The sequence below is a fragment of the Chryseobacterium sp. IT-36CA2 genome, assembly GCF_949767875.1.
Lineage (GTDB): Bacteria > Bacteroidota > Bacteroidia > Flavobacteriales > Weeksellaceae > Chryseobacterium.
This window is the reverse complement of the sequence record NZ_CATKPG010000025.1, coordinates 173,381-196,111: the sequence shown is the minus strand read 5'-3', so window position 1 is coordinate 196,111 and position 22,731 is coordinate 173,381. Positions and strand designations below refer to the sequence as shown.

At 37.3% G+C, this 22,731-nt stretch carries 17 protein-coding genes and 1 riboswitch; of the genes, 14 read left to right on the top strand and 3 right to left on the bottom strand.

Annotated elements, in window-relative coordinates; all coding sequences use genetic code 11:
* Positions 1–3: 3 nt before the first annotated feature.
* Together ACM6F9_RS21255 and ACM6F9_RS21250 are read left to right on the top strand one after the other, a co-directional pair.
* Positions 4–720, top strand: coding sequence for an ABC transporter ATP-binding protein (locus tag ACM6F9_RS21255; RefSeq protein ID WP_414847512.1), 717 nt, complete (start codon positions 4–6; stop codon positions 718–720).
* A gap of 20 nt (positions 721–740) precedes the next feature.
* The gene (locus ACM6F9_RS21250) at positions 741–1,679 is read left to right on the top strand and encodes a Dyp-type peroxidase (RefSeq protein ID WP_414847511.1); all 939 of its coding nucleotides are present in this window, start codon (positions 741–743) and stop codon (positions 1,677–1,679) included.
* 53 nt (positions 1,680–1,732) lie between these two features.
* On the opposite strand, the gene ACM6F9_RS21245 is transcribed toward ACM6F9_RS21250, so the two are convergent.
* The gene (locus tag ACM6F9_RS21245) at positions 1,733–1,939 is read right to left on the bottom strand and encodes a bacteriocin-like protein (RefSeq protein ID WP_414847510.1); all 207 of its coding nucleotides are present in this window, start codon (positions 1,937–1,939) and stop codon (positions 1,733–1,735) included.
* Between the two features lie 248 nt (positions 1,940–2,187).
* Here ACM6F9_RS21245 and ACM6F9_RS21240 point away from each other — a divergent pair, with 248 nt between their 5' ends.
* Genes ACM6F9_RS21240 through ACM6F9_RS21230 form a run of 3 tightly spaced genes read left to right on the top strand, consistent with a single transcriptional unit; the run spans position 2,188 to position 4,420 of the window.
* Positions 2,188–2,748 carry an RNA polymerase sigma factor gene (locus tag ACM6F9_RS21240; protein WP_414847509.1) on the top strand — a complete coding sequence of 187 codons (561 nt, stop codon included), beginning with the start codon at positions 2,188–2,190 and terminating at the stop codon, positions 2,746–2,748.
* Complete coding sequence (locus ACM6F9_RS21235; protein ID WP_414847508.1) at positions 2,735–3,346, top strand: hypothetical protein; 612 nt, start codon at positions 2,735–2,737, stop codon at positions 3,344–3,346. The genes ACM6F9_RS21240 and ACM6F9_RS21235 overlap by 14 nt, the downstream gene beginning before the upstream one ends.
* A gap of 30 nt (positions 3,347–3,376) precedes the next feature.
* Entirely contained in the window at positions 3,377–4,420 is a 1,044-nt protein-coding gene (locus tag ACM6F9_RS21230) for a porin family protein (RefSeq protein WP_414847507.1), read from the top strand.
* An 80-nt stretch (positions 4,421–4,500) separates the two neighbouring features.
* Here ACM6F9_RS21230 and fumC read toward each other — a convergent pair whose 3' ends face one another.
* Positions 4,501–5,895 (bottom strand): class II fumarate hydratase, encoded by a 1,395-nt coding sequence (gene fumC, locus ACM6F9_RS21225; RefSeq protein WP_414847506.1) that lies wholly within the window; start codon positions 5,893–5,895, stop codon positions 4,501–4,503.
* Positions 5,896–6,119: 224 nt separating this feature from the next.
* Here fumC and ACM6F9_RS21220 point away from each other — a divergent pair, with 224 nt between their 5' ends.
* Together ACM6F9_RS21220 and ACM6F9_RS21215 are read left to right on the top strand one after the other, a co-directional pair.
* Positions 6,120–7,727 carry a fumarate hydratase gene (locus tag ACM6F9_RS21220; protein ID WP_414847505.1) on the top strand — a complete coding sequence of 536 codons (1,608 nt, stop codon included), beginning with the start codon at positions 6,120–6,122 and terminating at the stop codon, positions 7,725–7,727.
* A 93-nt stretch (positions 7,728–7,820) separates the two neighbouring features.
* On the top strand, positions 7,821–8,105 hold the full coding sequence (locus ACM6F9_RS21215) for a hypothetical protein (protein ID WP_171006268.1): 285 nt from the start codon (positions 7,821–7,823) through the stop codon (positions 8,103–8,105).
* A gap of 93 nt (positions 8,106–8,198) precedes the next feature.
* Here the strand turns inward: ACM6F9_RS21215 and ACM6F9_RS21210 are convergent, their stop codons facing one another.
* Positions 8,199–9,071 carry a helix-turn-helix transcriptional regulator gene (locus ACM6F9_RS21210; RefSeq protein WP_414847504.1) on the bottom strand — a complete coding sequence of 291 codons (873 nt, stop codon included), beginning with the start codon at positions 9,069–9,071 and terminating at the stop codon, positions 8,199–8,201.
* Between the two features lie 161 nt (positions 9,072–9,232).
* On the opposite strand from ACM6F9_RS21210, the gene ACM6F9_RS21205 reads away from it, so the two are divergent.
* The 7 genes from ACM6F9_RS21205 to ACM6F9_RS21175 all read left to right on the top strand — a co-directional run bounded on the left by ACM6F9_RS21205 (position 9,233) and on the right by ACM6F9_RS21175 (position 22,718).
* A complete protein-coding gene (locus ACM6F9_RS21205) occupies positions 9,233–11,311 on the top strand; it encodes a T9SS type A sorting domain-containing protein (RefSeq protein ID WP_414847503.1) in 2,079 nt (692 codons plus the stop codon).
* Between the two features lie 175 nt (positions 11,312–11,486).
* Complete coding sequence (locus ACM6F9_RS21200; RefSeq protein ID WP_414847502.1) at positions 11,487–14,324, top strand: alpha-amylase family glycosyl hydrolase; 2,838 nt, start codon at positions 11,487–11,489, stop codon at positions 14,322–14,324.
* Positions 14,325–14,584: 260 nt separating this feature from the next.
* A riboswitch (SAM riboswitch) is annotated at positions 14,585–14,690 on the top strand.
* A 92-nt stretch (positions 14,691–14,782) separates the two neighbouring features.
* Entirely contained in the window at positions 14,783–17,227 is a 2,445-nt protein-coding gene (locus ACM6F9_RS21195) for a TonB-dependent receptor plug domain-containing protein (RefSeq protein ID WP_414847501.1), read from the top strand.
* Between the two features lie 7 nt (positions 17,228–17,234).
* Complete coding sequence (locus tag ACM6F9_RS21190) at positions 17,235–18,533, top strand: APC family permease (protein ID WP_414847500.1); 1,299 nt, start codon at positions 17,235–17,237, stop codon at positions 18,531–18,533.
* A 147-nt stretch (positions 18,534–18,680) separates the two neighbouring features.
* Positions 18,681–19,766, top strand: coding sequence for a peptide chain release factor 1 (prfA, locus tag ACM6F9_RS21185; RefSeq protein ID WP_034692695.1), 1,086 nt, complete (start codon positions 18,681–18,683; stop codon positions 19,764–19,766).
* A gap of 77 nt (positions 19,767–19,843) precedes the next feature.
* Positions 19,844–20,521, top strand: coding sequence for a hypothetical protein (locus ACM6F9_RS21180; protein ID WP_414847499.1), 678 nt, complete (start codon positions 19,844–19,846; stop codon positions 20,519–20,521).
* Positions 20,522–20,615: 94 nt separating this feature from the next.
* Complete coding sequence (locus ACM6F9_RS21175; RefSeq protein ID WP_414847498.1) at positions 20,616–22,718, top strand: prolyl oligopeptidase family serine peptidase; 2,103 nt, start codon at positions 20,616–20,618, stop codon at positions 22,716–22,718.
* The last annotated feature ends 13 nt before the right edge of the window (positions 22,719–22,731 follow it).

Below are 22,731 nucleotides of genomic sequence, written 5' to 3'. Positions count from 1 at the left end.
GCCATGATCAACATACAAAATTTATCCAAAACATACGGAACAGCAACCGTTCTTAATATTGAGCACCTTGAAATTCCAAACGGAGAAACATTCGGTCTTGTAGGGAATAACGGAGCCGGAAAAACAACTCTTTTCAGCCTGATGCTGGATTTGATTCAGGCTACCACCGGATCTGTAAGCGTTGACGGAATTAAAGTCAATGAATCCGAAGCATGGAAAAACAAAGTTTCAGCCTTTGTGGATGATACGTTTCTCATTGGTTATCTTACTCCGGAAGAATATTTTTACTTTATTGGAGAACTTAGAGGCCAGAATAAAGCATCTGTGGATGAATTTCTAAAACCATTTCATGATCTTTTTAACGGAGAGATCCTAAAATCAGGGAAGTATATCCGAGATCTTTCGAAAGGAAATCAGAAAAAAGTAGGAATTGTAGGAGCCATCATCGGAAACCCTGAGATTATCATTCTTGATGAGCCTTTTGCCAACCTGGATCCTTCTACGCAAATTAAACTTAAAAACCTGATTAAAGAATTATCAAAACAGGATGGTGTTACTTTTCTGATATCCAGTCATGATCTTTCCCATACCACGGAAGTCTGCAACAGAATTGTAGTGGTAAACAAAGGTCTTTTGGTAAAAGATATCCAGACCAATCCGGAAACATTGAAAGAATTGGAGCAATATTTTGCAGATCAGGTTTCAATTTCGGATATTTAATACGTTAAAAGAAAACGTAGATGAATACGATAGAATCGCAGAATGTAACAGATTATCCTAACAGTAATACCATTTTCATGGTTTGGAAACTTCATGACAGTCCGCAGCTGAAAGATGTTTTTCAAAGACTGTGTGCTTTGGTATTAAACCTTAATAATTCCGTTTTCAACCGTTTTCCGGATAGCAGAGCAAGCTGTGTAATGGGAATTGGTGCTGAAGCATGGAAAAAACTGGATCTTCCGACACCATTACCAAAAGAATTGGTTGATTTTGAGGAAATAAGGGGAGCAAAACATACCGCCGTTTCTACTCCGGGAGATCTTCATTTTCATTTAAGGGCAGATAATAAAAGTCTGATTTTTGATATGGGAATGGAAATATCCAACCTCTTAAGCGCTGTTGCGGAAAGCATTCTGGAGATTCAAGGATTTAAATATTGGGATGCTCGTTCTATTCTCGGATTTGTAGACGGAACGGAAAATCCTCATGGCGATGATCGGGATTATTTTGCCAAAATTGGAGACGAAGATCTTCAGTACAAAGGTGGTAGTTATCTTTTTGTTCAGAAATACCTTCATAATATGGCTGCCTGGAAAAGTCTTTCCACGGAAGATCAGGAAAAGGTCATCGGAAGATCTAAGGAAAATGATATTGAAATGTCTGATGATGTAAAACCTTCAAACTCTCATATCGCCTTAGCCAACATCGAAGGTGAAAATGGAGAAGAATTGAAAATCGTCAGAGATAATATGCCCTTTGGAAGCCCATCATCTAATGAGTTTGGAACCTATTTTATTGCTTATGCGAGTACATTTACGACAACAAAAAAGATGTTGACTAATATGTTTATAGGTGATCCGCCGGGAAATTATGACAGAATCTTAGATTTCAGTACAGCAGTTACAGGAACGCTTTTCTTTGTTCCCACCAGGAATATGCTTGATGAATTCTCAGGATAAATAATAAAAAAGACTGCTTTATTTATGAAGCAGTCTTTTATTTTTTACAGAAACTATATCGGATTTCCAGGATTGAATGAGTCACACATTCCGTTTTCTACCAGACACTCTCTTTTTTTCAGTTCACAGGGATTGGTTGTAGGGACACTACAGCATGCATAATATCCGTTGTATTGTACCAGATACATGTCACAAAGCGGCGTGTTTCCACCTTTGATTGTTTTCAGGTTCTCTCTTTTTAATTTCTTTAAATTTTTCATGGTTTTAGTTTTGGATTAATTATATCTCCAATATAGGAAAAAATAAATACAAATTATTTTTCATCTAAAAAATTGTGTTTCAGTTTTTTAATGGAAGCATTTTTTTGTTGTCTAAATTAAAATAAGATGAAATATTTGTAACTCTGGGCAAAAAAAATCAACTCATTATATTAAAAAAGCAAAATATTTTTTTTCAAGTTGTAACCTTTTTTTGTTTTGATTGTCTTTAATATAGAAACAATATAAGCATGAAACTTTTGTTCGGAAATAAAAAGAATGATTTGTTGAGCCTCCTGAAGAAACAGGATCCGGCTGCACAGAAGATTTTCTATGAGCAGAATGTCAAAAGATTCCTGAGTGTAAGTAAAAGCTATGTAAGTGATTTGTACCAGGCAGAAGATTGTCTCATTAAAGCATTTTGTAAGATTTTTAAGCACATAGAAAGCTTCAGAGGAGAGTCTAATCTGGATAGCTGGGCAAGAAGAATTGTAGTGAATGAGTGCCTGAACTTTATCAAAAGTCATAAAACAGTTTTCTATCTGGACGAGATTAATCAATCTTTTCACGAAGATATCCATGAAGCAGAGATTGATTGTGATTTTAATGCGCAGGAACTTTTGGATCAGCTTCCGGATGCTTACAGAATGGTTTTTAACCTGTATGTGCTGGAAGGATATTCTCATCAGGAAATTGCTGATACTTTGCAGATTTCAGTTACCGTAAGTAAAACGCAGCTGTTTAGAGCAAAAGAAAAATTAAGAAAGATCTACTTTCAACAACAAAAAAAAGTGAAAAATGAAAACGTTTAAAGATAATATAGAATACCAGATCAAAAAACAGATTGAGGAAAGAGAGATCGCTCCGTCCCGTGATCTGTGGTCTGAAATTGAACTTTATAACAGCAGTAATACTCGTCCCAAATCAAAAATAAACTGGTTTTTGGTAGCAGCATGTTTGATGTTGGCTTTCAGTTTGGGTAGTGTTCTGTTTTTTCTTAATCAACCTTCGGAAATTCAACCGGAAATTGTAAAGCAAGACAAAAAAAATCCGACAGAAGAAATTGTAAAAGATCCGACTCAGAATACTGCTCCTCTCGCAATTGAGAATACTGAAAAAAAGGAAGTAAAGAAAATACTTTCCCAGGATAAAGAAGAAGTGATTTCCCCTGTAGCGATAAGTCAGAATAAACTTATTCCCAAAGAAACTCTTCCTCTGAAAAAACTGGAGCTTACTCAGCTTTCTAATCCTAAGCTGATGGCAAAAGCTGATTCTTTAAAAATTCCGGTTAAAAAGAAAAAATATGTAGATCCTTCCACGCTGCTTTTCTCAGTAGAACATAAAGATGTTATTGAAAAAACAAAGGATGGAAGTAACGTAGCTACTACTATTGACTTGAATGCCAGATAATTTATCCGTAAAAATTTAAAAATTAATAATATGATCAAGAAATTAATCGTAATGGGCTTGCTATGCTCTATTTCAGGAACATTCCATGCCCAGAAAAAGGGGTTGAATATTAACCTGTCTTCTAAGAAAGACACCGAAGTAAGCCCTATTGTAAAAGAAAAAGTGGAAGAATATGCCACAAAAATCAATACCATCATCCAGGAAGAAAAAAAGCTGATGGAAGAAGAACTGGTAGTTTTGCAGGCCAGAAACCTTGATAAGACAGATTTCGACCGAGAAAAAGCACAGATTGCAGACCGCTATTCTGAGAAAATGGATAAAAGAATCGAGGAACTTGGTTTTGATCTGGATGATGTCATTCAAAAGCAGGTAAGATATTCTCTTTTGAATACTGATGTTACCTCTAAAGAAGAACTGAAAGAAAAATTATTGAAAAAATTCCGTCCCAGCAGAAGCTTTACAGGATATTTCTCTTACGGAATTATGACATTGACAAACAGTTCCCCTGACAATGAGCTGGATAAAAACATAGGATATGCCAATAACCTGGAATTTGGTCTTAAACTGAACTACCAGCTTAGCAGAACAAGCCCATGGGCCATTACTTCAGGATTAGGATTCTCATGGAGAACGGTAAGAGCAGATAACAATATGATGTTTATAAGAAATGCAAATCAGGGAGTTGCTCTGGCTCAATACAGCGAAAATCTGGAGAAAAGCAAATTGAGAACAGGATATATTATGGTTCCTCTTGGAGTTCAGTATAATTTTTCCAAGCTTAAAAATGCCGGAATGGATATCCAGTACAGAAGCTATTACACAGGATTTAAAATAGGAGCCAATGTATACGGAGGAGTAAAAATGTCTACCAACAATATTGTAAAAGGAATTGATGGCGAAACCAGAGACCGTGGAAATTATCAGGTAAATCCTTTTGTGTACGGAGCACAGCTTACGTTTTCATACAACAGTTTCAGTGTCTTTGTGAAAAAAGATTTCAGCAATTTCTTTAAAGACAGTTATTTCAAAGATGATAAAGCACTGATATTCGGCTTAGCCATCGGATTAGATTAAATTAAATACATTTTGATTGCAAAACGAAAAACTCCGGGAAAAGCTCCCGGAGTTTTTGCATTGTATCAGTTATAGAATCATTATTTTAAGCTTCCTACCATATCTTCGGGTTTCACCCACTCGTCAAACTGTTCAGCTGTTAACAAACCAAGATTAATGGCTTCTTCTTTTAAAGTTGTCCCATTTTTATGGGCAGTTTTAGCAATTTTAGCAGCATTTTCATATCCGATATGAGTATTTAAAGCCGTTACCAGCATTAAAGATTTGTCTACCAGTTCTTTAATTCTCTCATGATTTGGTTCAATACCTACCGCACAGTGATCATTAAAGGAAATACATGCATCAGCGATCAATTGCGCAGACTGTAAGAAATTGTAAGCCATTACAGGTTTGAAAACATTCAGTTCATAATTTCCCTGAGTTCCGGCAAATGAAATCGTAGTATCATTTCCTAAAACCTGTGCACAAACCATCGTCATTGCTTCATTCTGAGTAGGATTTACCTTCCCCGGCATAATTGAAGATCCCGGCTCATTCTCAGGAATATGAATTTCCCCGATTCCGGAACGTGGTCCTGAGGCCAGTAATCGTACATCCTGAGCAATTTTATATAAAGAAACAGCCAGCTGTTTTAGAGCTCCGTGAGATTCTACAATCGCATCATGAGCAGCAAGGGCTTCAAATTTATTTTCTGCAGTGATGAAAGGATGATTGGTAAATTGAGCAATATATTCCGCTACTTTTACATCATAACCATTCGGAGTATTTAATCCTGTACCTACAGCCGTTCCTCCCAAAGCCAGTTCAGAAAGATGAGGTAGTGTATTTTTTAAAGCTCTCAATCCGAATTCCAATTGAGCCACATATCCCGAAAACTCTTGTCCAAGGGTAAGTGGAGTAGCATCCATCAGGTGGGTTCTTCCGATCTTTACCACATCTTTAAAGGCTTTCGATTTCTCAGCCAGCGTATTTTTTAGTTTTTCAACAGCCGGAATGGTTACTTCCACCACTTTGGTATAAGCAGCAATGTGCATGGCAGTAGGATAGGTGTCATTGGAAGACTGCGATTTGTTCACATCATCATTCGGGTGAATTTCAGATTTTTCGCCTAATGTTCCACCATTATTGACGTGGGCTCTGTTTGAAATTACTTCATTGACATTCATGTTCGACTGGGTTCCGGAACCTGTCTGCCAGATCACCAAAGGAAACTGATCATTCAATTTTCCTTCCAGAATTTCATCACATACCTTAGCAATCAAATCTCTTTTTTCCGAAGGAAGTACTCCCAGTTCAGTATTGGTATAAGCGGCTGCCTTTTTCAGATATGCAAAAGCCTCAATAATTTCATGCGGCATTGAACCTTCTGGTCCTATTTTGAAATTGTTTCTGGAACGTTCTGTCTGTGCACCCCAAAGTTTGTCTGCAGGAACCTGCACTTCTCCCATGGTGTCTTTTTCTATTCTGTAATTCATGTGGTTGAAATTTGTATGATCTTTTTATTGTAAGCCATAAAATTGTTGATATTACTCATGTTGAGTGAAAAAAATAATGTTTTGGCTTCATTTATTTAGCTCCTATAAAGGTACTTATAAACTCATAAACCCGCAATTTATAATCATTATAAATATCAATTTAAATGACTGATTTTACTCATATTTTTTTAGAGGAGGCGTATTTTTGTACAAACAAAAATTGAATGGATTTTAGATATCAGGATCCGTATCCTATTCAGAAAGATGATACGGTGTACAAGAAACTTACATCAGATTATGTAAAGGTTGAAAAACTGGGTGACAGAGAAATTTTGACAGTAGATCCGAAAGGATTGGAACTGTTAGCTGAAGAAGCGATGGCAGATGTTTCTTTCATGCTTCGTTCTTCTCACCTGGAAAGCCTTAGAAGAATCATTGATGATCCTGAAGCTACAGATAACGACAGATTCGTTGCTTACAACCTTTTACAGAATGCTGCAGTAGCGGTTGAGGGAGCTCTTCCTTCTTGCCAGGATACAGGTACAGCAATTGTAATGGGGAAGAAAGGAGAAAATGTTTATACAGGAGTAGAAGATGGAGAATACCTGAGCAAAGGAATCTTCAATACATATCAGAAAAGAAACTTAAGATATTCTCAGGTTGTACCTATGACGATGTTTGATGAGAAAAACTCAGGATCTAACCTTCCTGCACAGATTGATATCTATGCTAAAAAAGGAGATTACTATGAGTTTTTATTCTTAACTAAAGGTGGAGGTTCAGCCAATAAAACATTCCTTTACCAAAAGACAAAATCTTTATTGAATGAGAAATCTCTTGAAGAATTTGTTAAAGAAAGAATCTCAGATCTTGGAACAGCTGCCTGCCCGCCTTATCATTTAGCATTGGTAATCGGAGGAACTTCAGCAGAAGCCAACCTTGCAACCGTTAAAAAAGCATCTGCAAAATATTATGACAATCTTCCTACAGAAGGAAATGAAGCCGGACAGGCATTCAGAGACCTTGAATGGGAAGCTAAAGTTCAGAAAATCTGTCAGGAAAGTGCAATTGGTGCTCAGTTTGGAGGAAAATATCTTACACATGATGTAAGAGTAATCAGACTTCCGAGACATGCTGCATCTTGTCCTGTAGGAATGGGTGTTTCCTGTTCTGCGGACAGAAATATCAAAGGGAAAATTACCAAAGAAGGGATCTTCCTGGAGCAGTTGGAGCAGGATCCAAAAAGATTCTTACCAGATACCCCTCCACACTTAGAAGAAGCCGTTGAGATCAACCTGAATAAACCAATGCCGGAAATTCTTGCAGAACTTTCCAAATATCCAATCAAAACCAGATTAAAGCTGAATGGAACACTGATCGTAGCAAGAGATATCGCCCACGCAAAAATCAAAGAAATTATCGACAGCGGGAAACCAATGCCTGAGTATTTCAAAAATCACCCGATCTATTATGCAGGGCCTGCAAAAACTCCGGAAGGAATGGCTTCAGGAAGTTTCGGACCTACTACTGCCGGAAGAATGGACGTTTATGTAGACGAGTTCCAAAGCCATGGCGGAAGTATGATCATGCTGGCAAAAGGAAACAGAAGTAAAGATGTTACCAATGCTTGTCATAAATACGGAGGTTTCTATCTTGGATCTATCGGAGGGCCTGCAGCTATTCTTGCCAAAGACAATATTGTGTCTGTAGATGTAGTAGACTTCCCGGAATTAGGAATGGAAGCAGTAAGAAAAATTGAAGTAAAAGACTTCCCTGCATTCATTATTTCCGATGATAAAGGGAATGATTTCTTCGCAAATCTTGCCCACTAATTAGTTTAAAATTAAAATAAATAACAAAATAGAGCCCTGATCTTTTGTGTAAAAAAGAAAAAAGTTTTATTTTTGCCTAAAATCTTTAAGAGAATGATAACGATATTATCAGCATTTTGGCCGTTTTACCAGTTCCTTTGGACTATATTCTTCATTACTATGTTCTTAGTAGGATTCTGGTGTATTTTTATGTTCTTCGGATTAGTAATCCCAATGTGGCTAACTGAAGGTTTGAAAGAGTATTTCGGAAAAGTAAAGCCTTTCGACCCTGAAGATATCAGAAGAAAGCTTATTACTGAGCAGGAAGGTGTAGAAGTTATCTATAACGAACCTAAAGGTAACGGACCTTTCCTTCACGATCACGGACATCATCATTAATTGATTGTCATTGCTTTTTCACCTTAATTCTGAAAAAGTAATATCAAAGCAAAACAACATATACAAAACCGCTTAAGCAATTAAGCGGTTTTTCTATTTATTATTCCTCAATGTTTCCGGAGATACTCCGAATTTCTTTTTAAAAGCACGGGTAAAGTTCTGCAGGTATTCATAACCGCACTCAATAGCAATTTCTTTGATCATAATTTCTTTATCTGTGATCAGTTTTCTGGCTTTCAGCATTCTGAGTTCCGAAATATAATGAGCAATCGTTGTATGATACTGAGCCTTGAATTCTTTTCTGATAATATTTTGATTCAAACCCATATATTTTCCAATCTCTTCGGCTTTTATATTTCTGTGGTAATTTTCATCAATAAATTTTCTGATGATTTCTGGAATCTTTGGTGTAGATTCCAATATGTTTTTCTCATTGAACTGTTCAAAAATCAAAATAAGAAGTTTGATGATCTCTGCTTCTATGAATAATTTCTGCATAATTCCTTTCTTGGTATAACCCAGAATCTCTTTTACAATCATATGCATTTCAACCGTCATGTCCGGCGGCGTTTCTTTATGCAGGAATATGAAATTATTATGGATCATATTTTCCAGAATCTCTGCATTTTCCAGATTAAGCTCAGGATTGATGAGGTTAAAAATATATTGATAATTAATCTGAATCTGAAGATACCTCAGAATTTCCTGATTTTCTGTCCATAATTCCGCAACACTTTCTTTTGGTGAATAATGGAGGATGTATTGATTTTTCTTGAATTGAAATTTAGTACCGCAATCATGAGCCTCTAAATTAATGCTATCACTCAACATGAAAATAAGATTAAAACTAGACTTCCCTTCCAGCATATGAGACTTGATGGACTGGTCAGGGCACAGGTCTTCCTGCATGATGATTTTGATGTCTTCGGATCTGAACAAAAGTCCACTTTTATATTGATTCCTCATACAACACATTTTTACGGCCATGGTACAACTTACTTAAGGAAAAAGTCCTTCGCATTCGCAGGATAACCAAAAGTTTGTAAATGATAACTCGGGGTTAATAATGTGAGGTACTTTTGCGCAAAATTAAATTAAATTTAGAATAATTAAAAATAATATTTCATATGTTTAAAGATTTACATTTTGCAATACAGAAAATCAGAATGGGATTAGCACTGCTAGCCGTTGCTGGAAGCTGTATGTATGCACAACAATGGGAAAATGTAGGGGGTGTTCAGGATGTATCTGCAGGAGGAAGCAGTTTTAATAATCTTGTTATTGATAACTCAGGAAATTACTATCTGTCATATTATGATGTTTCGGTGGCTAAAGGTTCCGTTCAGAAATTTAACGGAAGCTCATGGTCTTACTTAGGAGGAACTCCCGGAGTTACAACAGGAACAGCTACTTACAATTCATTATCTGTAAGCCCGAATGGAAATAGTATTTATTATACTAACCAGCTTGGTTATCCGGGTTCAGGAATGGAAGTGCGCTTATATACAGGATCATTATGGTCTCAGCTTCCGAATGCTACGGACAGTTCTGTAAATTACCAGGCTTCTGCGGTATCTTCTGATAATATTATATTCACTTATGGATCTTATGGTTCAGGAACGGTAAAAAGATATTTTGGAGGAGCTTGGGAACAGGTAGGAAATGCAGGGTTTTCAGGAGGTGCTGATTTTGCTGAAATGATTATTGGATCTAATAATATGGTCTATACCTGTAATGTTTCCGGTGGTGTAAAAGTATATCAAAACAGTACCGATGCCAATTCTACACAAAACTGGACTTTAGTAGGTGGAACTGCAGCAGATGCTTCTTCATCAGGAGAGCAGTACAATGCTGATATCGCTTTAGATGGATCCAATAAAATCTATGTAGCCTATGTTTCCAATTCAGGGGGAGGAAGAAAAGTAAATGTTAAAAAATTTGACGGAAACTCTTGGGTACAGGTTGGAAATGCCAACTTTTCTGATGGAAGAGTGCAACATGTTGCTTTAGCAGTAACCGGATCCGGAACACCGTATGTGGTAGCCAGCCGTTTCGAAAATGATAACTTCCTGAGAAATACCGTTTATAAATTAGACGATTCACAAAACTGGGTTCCTTTCGGAGGAGATTTTGTTTCAGATGGTGAGGCAAAATACAATGATCTTGCAGTAGATAAAGCACAGAATTACCTTGTTTTGGCTTATTCTGACAACACAACAAAAGTTAAGAGACTCTCTCTGAACTTAAATCCTCAAACCTGCAGCAATACAGATCCTGGATCAAATGCAGGTGACATTGGCTGTGTGAGTTTCATGTATCGTGGTCAGCAGGTTGCTTATACCACGGTAAGAGGAGCAGACGGAAAAATATGGCTTCAGCAGAACCTGGGAAGTACACAGGTTGCTTCATCAATGGCTGATACCAACTCATACGGAGATCTTTTCCAATGGGGAAGATGGGATGACGGCCATCAGCTTAGAAACTCTCAGTTAGTACAGGCTCCATCACCTAATACTCCGGAAGGAACAAGTGCAACAGCAGGAGGATATATTGCAGGCTCTCCGGCATGGTGGGCAGGTTTTTCAGGTGGAGATGCGTGGAGCGGAGCGTCAGTAGCAGATGTTAATGCATCTGTAGGAGTAGACCCTTGTAAAGCAATAGGATCAGACTGGAAGATGCCTTCTCAGGCAGAGTGGGCAACTTTAGTAGGAGCGGAAAGTATTGCTAACCCGACAACGGCCTATAACAGTCATCTTAAATTACCGGCAGGAGGATTCAGAAGCTCGAGTGATGGTAACTTTACGTATGTAGGGCAAAGAGGGTATTTCTGGAGCTCTGATACATCAAGCTCAGGAGGAAAATATCTGTATATCGGAACAACGATTGCCAATGCATCAGCTGGTGCTATGAGAGGGCAGGGATCATCAGTAAGATGTATTAAGCCTACATCTTCTTTGAGTACTTCAGAAATTAAGCTGAATAAAGCTGTCGTAGGAATGTATCCTAACCCTACAAAAGGAATTCTGATGGTAAAATCTGATGCAGCGATTGAAAAAGTAAATGTTACCAATGCTGTAGGACAAAGAATGAATGTGCGATTCTCAGATAATCAGATCAACATGGCTGAACTTCCTTCTGGATTATACATCGTAGAATTAAAATTAAAGAACGGACAGATTGTTTCTAAAAAAATTATAAAAGATTAAGCTGTTTCAAAAATATTCGTCATATAAAAAATAGTTCATTACAATTACTTTTATTGGGAGGCTCATGAAATTTTCATGAGCTTTTTTGTGTGTTTTTTTCTTCTGAAAATGAAATATCTCATCAAAATAATGAGTATGAATAAAAATTAATATTATATTCGATAAAAAATAAGACATGAAAAAAATTTATTCCGTTGTATTTCTGCTGATTACAATCGTTGTTTTTGGGCAGATCAATTACACCATTACCCCCAATCCATTCAATGAAACAGATGCTGTAACACTTACGGTTCCGGGAGACCAGATTGACGAATCTGCATGGGGAGTTTCCAATAATGCCATTTATATCTGGACATGGTCGTTTGATACCAACTATCAGAACAGCCAGGATTGCCCTACCAATGGCAGCTGGAACAATTCCAATGATTTGAATAAGCTGACTTATAATGCAGGAACTGACAGTTATTCACTTACTTTTACACCAACTTCCTTCTTCGGAAGAACAGGAATTGGGAGATTTGGATTTTTATTGAAAGATAAAACAGGATCTCATCAGACCTCCCCGGATATTTTTGTAAACGTAGGAACTTTAAGCTTAAATCTTACCAATCCACTGGCGAATAGCCTTACCACAGTTCCTGTTGGGAATTCCATTAATATTACGGCTGCAACTAATGTCAACGCAACATTTCAGTTAAAAGCCAATGGAACGGTTGTAAACTCTACCACAACTCCTTCACAATCGTATTCTTACAGTTACACAGTTACTCAGGATGCCAGTATGGAACTTGTTGCAACACAGGGAACCAATTCTAAAAATGCAACATTTATTTTACAGGTTCCGAGAAATGTAGTTTCTGAAGCAATACCCAACTGGATGAGACAGGGAATCAATTATCACCCGACAGATCAGACCAAAGTGGGACTCGCACTATATGCTCCGGGGAAAAGCTTTGTACATGTCATCGGTAGCTTCAATAACTGGGCTGTGAATGATACTTATTTAATGAAAAGAGATACTACAAATCCTGATCTGTACTGGATTGAACTTAACGGGATCACTCCTCAGCAGCTCTATACCTTCCAATACAGAACCAACGATTTGAGAAAAGTAGCAGATCCTTATTCACCACAAATCTTATCTTCTTATGATGATCAGTGGATTTCGGCTTCTACTTACCCCAATTTACCTGCATTTCCTGCAGGACAGGGTTTTGAAGTTTCAACATTTAAAACAGGTCAGACTGCTTATAACTGGCAGGTGACCAATTTTCAGAGACCTGCAAAAGAAGATCTGTTAGTCTATGAATTATTATTGAGAGACTTTACACAGGAAAAGAACTGGCAGTCATTGATTGATAAGATTACTTATTTAAAGAATTTAAAAATCAATGCTATTGAATTAATGCCAATCATGGAATTTGAAGGAAATCTTTCCTGGGGATATAATACATCCTTCCATTATGCATTAGACAAAGCCTATGGAACTCCGGAAAAATTCAAAGAATTTGTAGATCTGTGCCACCAAAACGGAATTGCTGTGATTCTGGATGTAGCGTTTAACCATGCTACAGGACGTTCTCCTTTGGTAAGACTTTGGAATATAGACCCGGATGGAGACGGCTATGGAGATGTAGCGGCAAACAATCCTTACTTTAATCAGGTTCCGAAACATTCATATAATGTATTCAATGATTTTAACCATACAAGTCCTTCAACGCAATATTACGTTGAAAGATGTCTTGAACAATGGCTGAATGAATATCACATAGACGGATTCCGTTGGGATTTAACAAAAGGATTCACTCAAAGCTGTTCTGAAAATGATGAAACGTGCACCAACGCCTATCAGCAGGACAGAGTAGATATCATGAAACACTACGCAGACAGACAATGGGCTCTGGATCCGAACTCTTACATGATCTTCGAACACCTTGGAACAGATGCAGAAGAGCAGCAATGGGCGAATTACAGAATAGCAGAAGGAAAAGGCGTTATGCTTTGGAATAAACAGACAGATCCTTACAATCAGAATACAATGGGATATCAGGAAAACAGCAATTATGACCGTATGAACCACAGTCTCCACGGCTTTACCAATATGAGTGCTGTAGGCTATGGAGAAAGCCATGATGAAGAAAGACTGATGTTTAAAAATCTTGCATACGGAGCTACCAACGGAAGTTATAATGTGAAAGATCTGAATACCGCTCTTGAAAGAATGAAAACTTTCGGTGCAACCTTCTTCACGATTCCAGGTCCGAAAATGATCTGGCAGTTTGGCGAATTAGGATATGAATTCAGCATCAACAGATGTGCAAATGGTACTATCGACAGCGGCTGTAGAACAGATGAGAAACCTATTGCATTTACCTTAGGATATGATACGAATGCAAACAGAAAAGCGGTGTATGATACCTGGGCTAAAATCATCAATATCAGAAACAGTCATCCGGTTTTTAAATCTAAAACGTACAGTATAGAATCCAATAACCTTACGAATGATCCTAATGGTCTGATCACAAGAATTTATGTGTATGATACAACTATTACAACAGGAACAAAGAACATCGTAGTATTAGCGAATTACACTACTTCTGTGCAGAATGTAGTCCCTTATTTCCCATACACAGGCCAGTGGCAGAATCTGATGGATGACAGTATCTCGAATGTAGTCTCCACAACGGCTCCAATTACTTTACAGCCAGGCGAATTCAGAATCTTTGGAAATTATGCAGGTACTTTGTCAACAGCAGATACCAATGCTGCCAACAAATTATCCCTTCAGATTGCAGATAATCCTGTAAAAAACAGAGTTGCTAAATTCGTTTTCAGCAAAGCAAAAAATGGAGAAATTTTAATTTTTGATATGACCGGTAAAAAACTTGATTCATTCAAACTTGATAGAGAAAATGGTACCTATGACGCGAAAATCAGTTATCCCGCAGGAACTTACCTTGTACAGCTTAAATCGGATACAGGAATTGCGATTCAAAAGATGATCATTAAATAAAAGCGTTTAGACTTATAAAAAATATTGAATATCTTAAAAACCATTAAGAAGGATTTAATAAATAAAGTAGAGTTAAGCTGAATCATTCTGATTTTTAAGTTTAAAGCGAGGCTTATCTTAATACTCTTAAACTCTTATTAAATCTTAATGGTTCAAAAATAAAAGTGTAAACAATTTCTATAAAATAATAAAAGGCAAATTTGCAGTATTGCAGATTTGCCTTTTTTGTACATTTAAAAAAATAGTCTACTTTTGCAGTAGATTTATCAAGAAAGGTGGAGGGATTTGGCCCCGTGAAACCTTAGCAACCTACACGGTTTCAGAAGTGTAAAGGTGCTAATTCCAACCCTTAGGGGGAGATAAGTGAAGTCAATATTCTATATGAATTCCATTTCTTGAAGTCTTGTGTATCTGCGGAAAGATCCGTCGGGCCTGTATTATTAATTGTCAAGAACAAAATGAAAAAATTAAGCACAGCTGTATTATTGCTTGGAGCAATTCTGGTCGCAGCTCAGGAGAGTGAGGAAAAAGGAAAACAAATCGAAGATATTATCATTGTCGGAAACCGTAATGTCAAAAGAACAAAGCTGGAGACACCCGTTCCTGTAGATGTAATTAATATCGATAAAATCCAGAGAAGTTCTCCGCAAATGACTGCTCAGGATCTCCTGAACTATGTGATTCCATCATTTAATGCAGTGAGACAGTCTGCTTCGGATGGCACAGAACATGTTGATCCTGTAACTCTGAGAGGAATGGGACCCGATCAGGTTCTGGTGCTGCTTAACGGAAAAAGAAGACATTCTACATCATTGGTAAATTATCAGAATACAGTGGGAAATGGCTCTGTAGGAACAGATTTAAGTGCCATTCCGGTGATTTCGATTGACAGAATAGAAGTGTTAAGAGACGGAGCGGCTGCACAATACGGTTCTGATGCCATTGCAGGAGTGATTAATATTATTCTTAAAAAAAATGCCGGAGCTTCAGCAAGCCTTACTTATGGATTGACCGGAAGAAATGATGGTGATACTTACCAGGCAGGCGCCAATTACGGAACTTCATTAGGAAAGAAAGACAGTTATATTAACCTGTCTCTGCAATTAAGTCACAGAGGAAAAACGACAAGAACCCAAAATCATGATCTCGACATTTTCGGAAATAATTTTGCGTATGCATTTGCCGATGATCCTGCTGCTGCAAGAGCGGCTGATGATGAGAAGATTAAAGAACGAGGATTAACCCGCGATGATTTTAATTTTCAGATCGGAGATGCCCAAATCAGACAGGGTCAGCTGTTTTTCAATGCAGAATATCCTTTTAATGATAATTTTAAAGTCTATTCTTTTGGAGGATTCAGTATCAAAGAAGGAAAAGGATTTGGCTTCAGAAGACTTCCGAGCGAAACATCCAATGTAGTTTCATCCATTTATCCGAACGGGTTTCAGGCGACCCTCGGATCACAGGTGTACGATGTTTCTTACGCTGTAGGAGCAAAATATAATTTGAATGACTGGTTATTCGACTTAAGCAATACTTTCGGAAGTAACACATTCAATTATAACGTAAGCAACACCAATAATGCTTCTCTGGGAGCAAAATCTCCAACACGATTTTATGCCGGAGCGCATAGCTTCCTTCAAAATACCATTAACCTTGATGTTTCAAAAAATATAAAACAATTCAATATTGCATTCGGGGGAGAATTCAGATTTGAACAATACCAGATCAAAGCAGGAGACGAAGCATCCTATACCCAATATGACATCAATGGAAATGTGGCCACTGAAGGATCTACAGTGCTCGGCGCAGGCGGATCTCAATCCTTTATCGGGTTTTCTCCTAACAATGCACTGAAGAAAGACAGACATTCTACTGCTGTATATGCGGATGTTTCTTATGATTTAGATAAAAAACTGAATATTGATGCGGCTGCAAGATTTGAAAATTATTCAGATTTCGGAAATACTTTAAATGGAAAACTTGCGGTACGATATGAGTTTGTAAAAAACTATGCTGTAAGAGCCGCGGTGGGAACAGGATTCAGAGCGCCTTCTCTTCAACAGCAGTATTTTAATAATTCTTATGCAGATATTTCTACTTCCGGTTCCACAATTGTTACAAAAGGAATATTCAGTAACGATAGCGAAGCAGCTAAAATTCTTGGATTTGATAAGCTAAAGCAGGAAACTTCTGTCAATGCAAGTGCAGGATTCACTTTAAAACCTGTAAAAGGATTATTTATTACCGTAGATGGATACTGGATAAAAGTGAAAAACAGAATAGTTATTACAGGTAATATCACAGATCCAAGATTATCAGATCCTGTCATAGTAGGTAATGGACATGAGGTAGAAAGCGGAAGATTCTTCGCTAATGCCATTGATACTGAAACAAAAGGAGTAGATGTGGTAGTTTCTTATGACTGGATTCTTGGGAATGGAAAATTAAATATGAATCTTGCCGGAAATTATACCGAAACAAAAATCACAAACTTTCATTTTCCGGAAAACTTAGGAACTCCACAAAATGAATTCTTTGGCCCGGATCAGATTAATATCATTGAAACCCTGTCTCCCAAAACAAAAGCCTCATTAGGATTAAATTATGGAATCGGGAAGTTCAATTTTCTCGTAAGAAATACTTACTTTGGTAAAGTAATAAGAGATGGCTATCCGTTTGGAGGCGTGCAGGAGTTCTCTCCGAAAGTAGTAACCGACATCAGTGTTGGATATGACATTACAAAAAGTATCAACTTTACGGTAGGAGCCAACAATGTTTTTGATGTCTTTCCGGATCGTCAGATTTATGAAAATTCATATTATGGAGTGTTCAAATATGCGCCGGTTCAAATGGGAACACTTGGGAATTATTTCTTTGGAAGGCTTAATTTTAACTTTTAATCATTAAATGAGTACTACCTCACATCAGATTGGCTGGAAAACAGCTGCTGCCATCGTCGTTTCCAATATGATCGGAACAGGGATTTTTACCACCCTGGGATTTCAGTTATCCGATATTACCAATACCTACAGTATTTTTCTTCTATGGAGTATAGGAGGAATTCTTGCGCTGTTCGGAGCTTTTTGCTATGCCGAATTAGGTTCACATTTTAAAGGAAATGGTGGCGATTTTATTTATCTTAAAGAAACCTATCATCCACTCTTCGGATATCTTATAAGCTGGGTTTCTCTGATTATTGGGTTTTCCTCTCCTGTGGCTCTGGCAGCCTTAGCGATGTCAAAATACCTTTCCGTATTTGAGTATTCTTTCGGAAACGGTTTTGCGATTGCAGCTATTTTCCTGGTTGCGATTGCCTTATCCTTTAGCTTAAAAACATCCAGCAGATTTCATAACTTTTTTACTTTCATCAAAATAGCTTTCATTATTGTGCTGGTTATTTTGGGTGTTGGACTTTCAGATTCGCCGCAAATTGGAAATAGTCTGAACTTCAGCGATAGTTGGAAGAACGAAATCATGCTCCCGGCTTTTGCTACATCCTTGGTATTTGTAACCTACTCCTATACGGGTTGGAATTCAGCTTCTTATATTGCAGGAGAAATAAAAGATGTTCAGAAAAACCTTCCCAAATCGCTTATTATAGGAACTGTTTTTGTAACGGTAAGCTATATTCTGGTGAATTATATTATGCTGAAACATGCTCCTGTGAATCAATTGGCAGGAAAAGAAGACGTGATGGGAGAAGCAGCCGTCAATATGCTGGGATCCACTTTTGGAAAAATTGTCAATATTTTTATAGCCCTGCAGCTGATTGCGACCATAAGCGGATATTTGTGGGTAGGCTCGAGACTGACACAGGCTTTTGCTAAAGATACCTACATTTGGAAACCTTTATCCGTGGGTAACGAGAAAGGAATTCCGGTAAGGGCTATTTTCGCTCATGCAGTGATTGCCACCATTATTATTCTGACAGGAAGTTTCAAAGAAATATTTGTCTATACCGCTTTTATTTTACAGCTTTTTGCAAGTCTGGCTATTTCTACCGTATTCTTCCTGAAGAAAAAAGACAGAAAAATTTTTAAGTCCAATGCTTTCCATATTTTTCCGGCGGTTTTTTTACTGTTCAGTTTTTATATTCTCTACTTTACATTCATTCATAATCCTAAAGAAAGCTTGATAGGACTGGGAATTATTGCAGTAGGAATTGCTTTATATTTAATAGACAGAAGACTCTCCAAAGGATCTTAAAGCCTGATTTTACCATAATAAACAAATTTATAGTTTAGCTTTTTTACCTTTTTGCCCCTTTATCCCTAATGCTCAAAAATTTATGATGATTCGGAATTTTAATTTTGAATTAATAATCCTTATCTTTGCACCCACAAAATTTCTACAATGTCTAAATCATTAATTCCAAAATTAGAAGCTATAAAACAAAGATATAATGAGGTTGCAGACCTTATTATACAGCCTGATGTCATTTCAGACCAAAAAAGATATTCTTCTTTGAACAAAGAATATAGTGATTTGGGAAAAATTGTAAGAGTTTACGATCAGTACAAAGGCGCACTGGACAGTATTGCAGAATCTGAGGAGATCATTGCAGACGGTTCAGACAGAGACCTTGTGGACCTTGCTAAAGAAGAAAAATTAGAAGCTCAGGCTAAGATTCCTGGATTAGAAGAAGAGCTGAAAGTATTGCTTATTCCTAAAGATCCTGCCGATGACAAAAACGTTATCGTAGAATTACGTGCCGGAACAGGTGGGGATGAAGCTGCTATTTTCGTAGAAGATGTCTACAGAATGTATACCATGTATTTCAAAACAAAAGGATGGAGACATGAAGTAACAGATTCTAACGAAGCTGCAAAAGGATACAAGGAACTGATCATGAAAGTGGAAGGAGAAGGTGTTTACGGAATCATGAAATTTGAATCAGGAGTTCACCGTGTACAACGTGTACCTGAAACAGAATCTCAGGGAAGAGTTCACACTTCTGCAATCACAATTGCTGTTCTTCCGGAAGCTGAAGAAGTAGATTTTGAACTGAATCCTGCAGATATCGAAATGCAGACATCCCGTTCAGGAGGTGCCGGAGGTCAGAACGTAAACAAGGTTGAAACTAAAGTTCAGCTTACCCACAAACCTTCAGGACTTGTTGTTGTTTGTCAACAGGCTCGTTCTCAGCTGGCTAACCGTGAGTTGGCAATGGAAATGCTAAGAACAAAACTATACGATATCGAATTGCAAAAAGTACAGGGAGATATTGCAGCACAACGTAAATCTATGGTATCTACCGGAGACCGTTCTGCAAAAATTAAAACCTACAATTACCCACAAGGTAGAGTTACAGACCATAGAATCAATAAGTCCATGTACAACCTTGATGCTTATATGAACGGTGATATTTCTGAAATGATTGATGCCGTAATCATGGCAGAGAACGCAGAGAAAATGAAGGGGGAAGAAGAAAATTATTAAAATTAAAACCAATAAAAATAAAGCCTCTGACTCTTCAGGGGCTTTGTTTTTACCAATAACGAAACAAAATATAAACTATGAAAACCTACAAAATTATTTTGCTGCTGATGCTTACCATAATGGGACAGCAGCTTATGGCTCAAACTGAAGTAAAGAAACCTAAAGAAGCCTTCGAACTGTTCTTTGGAACCTTCGTCAACAATGATGAGGTTACACTGGGTAAACTTAATGACTATTTAAAACCTACAGTAGACGGACAGGTTGCGTATCAGGTGAATTTTAAAGAAACTTCACAAGAAATGATAAACGGAAGCGTAGATAACTTTCTTTCTGCTTTCCCAAAAACTACTGCTGCAGCATGTAAAAAAGAAGCTGAAGATTATTTCAGAGGGATGTTTGATAATTTTAAAAAAGGAAAACTTACTGTTAAAGACGTAAAAATAGTCCCGAATGAATACGTGGAAGGGCAAAAAATAGCAGAAGTAAGCTATTCTGTAAACTTCCTTGTTCCGTCAAAACTGACTTCAGGACCCAAAGGAGATCTGAATAAAATAAAAGCGGAAGATCTGAAAAAATATCTGGTTCAGGCAGTTCAGGATTTCAAAAATGCTGATAAAACGGTAACGACAGATCAGAACTTCTCCTTATATGAGCTTAAAGAAGGAGACAAAATATACTATTGGAACGGCAGCCCGGATGAGATTGTTTCCAACCTTACCGATTTCTATTTTGAAAGCTTTGGAGCCAGTGAATAGTAGAAAAATATAATTATAAATAAAAAAAGTCTCAGTCTAACGGGGCTTTTTTTATTTCACATACTTTGCGTATTTTTGAGAAAAACCGATCAGTATGAATTTTAAGCCTATATTGTTAACTGCTGGAGTGTTGTTTTCAGCATCTTTTTATTCTCAGAAAATGAATTATCCTAAAGCATTAAAAGGAAGCCAGACAGATACCTATTTCGGAACTGCTGTTTCAGATCCTTTCAGAGATCTGGAAAACGATTCTGAACCTACAAAAAAATGGGTAGATGAAGAAGTAGCCTACAGCCAGAATTATCTTTCTAAAATTCCGTTCAGGGATAAAATTAAAAGCCAGTTGAAAGATATCTGGAACTATGAGAAAATTTCAGCACCTTTCAAAGAAGGAGATTATACCTATTATTATAAAAATGATGGTTTACAGGCTCAGTCTGTTTTGTACAGAACAAACAACAAGACCAATGTTACAGAAGTATTTTTAGATCCGAATAAATTTTCGGAAAAGGGAACAACCTCACTTTCTAACCTTTCATTCAACAAAAAAGGAAACCTTGCTGCCTATTCTATCTCAGAAGGTGGAAGTGACTGGAACAAGATTATCATCATTGACGCTGTTACCAAAAAACAGATTGATGAAACTTTACTGGATGTAAAATTCAGCGGAATTTCATGGCAGGGTGACGAAGGATTCTATTATTCAAGCTACGATAAGCCTAAAGAAGGAACTGTACTTTCCGGAATGACAGATAAACATAAAGTATATTTTCACAAACTTGGAACAAAACAATCTGCAGATAAATTGATTTTCGGAGGGGATAAAACGCCAAGACGATATCTAAGCGCAGGGGTTTCTGAAGATCAGAGATATCTTATCATTTCTGCAGCTAATGCTACCAACGGTAATGAACTGTACATTAAAGATCTTCAAAAAGGAGGTGACTTTGTACAAATTATGAGCGGATTCGACATCAATGCCAGCATCGTAGACACTCAGGGAGATGATCTTTTCATTTTCACAGATAAAGATGCCCCGAATATGCGTCTTGTAAAAACCACAATCAGCAACCCTGCACCTGGAACATGGAAAGATGTAATTCCACAAACTGAAAATGTATTGGGAATCTCTTCCGGTGGAGGATATTTCTTTGCTACCTATATGATTGACGCCATAGATCAGGTAAAACAATTTGATAAGGCAGGAAAAATGATTAGGGAAATTACCCTTCCCGGTAAAGGAAATATCTCAGGATTCGGAGGAAAAGAAAAAGAGAAAGACGTTTACTTTTCTTTCAGCAATTATATTACACCGGGAACTACTTATAAATTCAATGTAGACTCAGGGAAATCTGAGGTTTATCAAAAACCAAAAGTGAAGTTCAATCCGGATGATTATGTTTCAGAGCAGGTATTTTATACTTCAAAAGACGGTACAAAAGTTCCTATGATGATCAATTATAAGAAAGGAACTAAGCTGGATGGTAAAAATCCTACTATTCTATACTCTTACGGAGGTTTCAACATCAGCTTACAGCCGTCATTCTCCGTAGTAAATGCAATCTGGATGGAAAATGGAGGAATTTATGCTGTGCCAAATATCCGTGGTGGCGGTGAATATGGTAAAAAATGGCACGATGCAGGAACAAAACAACAGAAGAAGAATGTTTTTGAAGACTTTATCGCTGCTGGAGAATATCTTCAAAGTAAAGGCTATACTTCAAAAGAATACATGGCATTATCTGGAAGATCAAATGGAGGATTGCTAGTAGGAGCAACAATGACAATGCGTCCGGATCTTGCAAAAGTGGCTTTCCCAGGAGTAGGAGTTCTGGATATGTTGAGGTATAATAAATTTACAGCTGGAGCCGGTTGGTCATATGACTATGGAACCGCAGAAGACAGTAAAGAAATGTTTGAATATCTTAAGTCATACTCTCCTGTACACAACGTAAAATCAGGAACTTGCTATCCGTCAACAATGATTATCACCAGTGATCATGATGACCGAGTTGTGCCGGCACATTCATTCAAGTTTGGAGCTGAACTTCAGGAAAAACAGGCATGTAAAAATCCTATTCTTTTGAGAATTGAAAAGAATGCAGGACATGGAGCCGGCAGATCAACAGATCAGGTGATTAGTGAAAATGCAGATCTTATATCTTTTGCCTTATATGAGATGGGAATAAAGAAATAACTCTAAAAAAAAT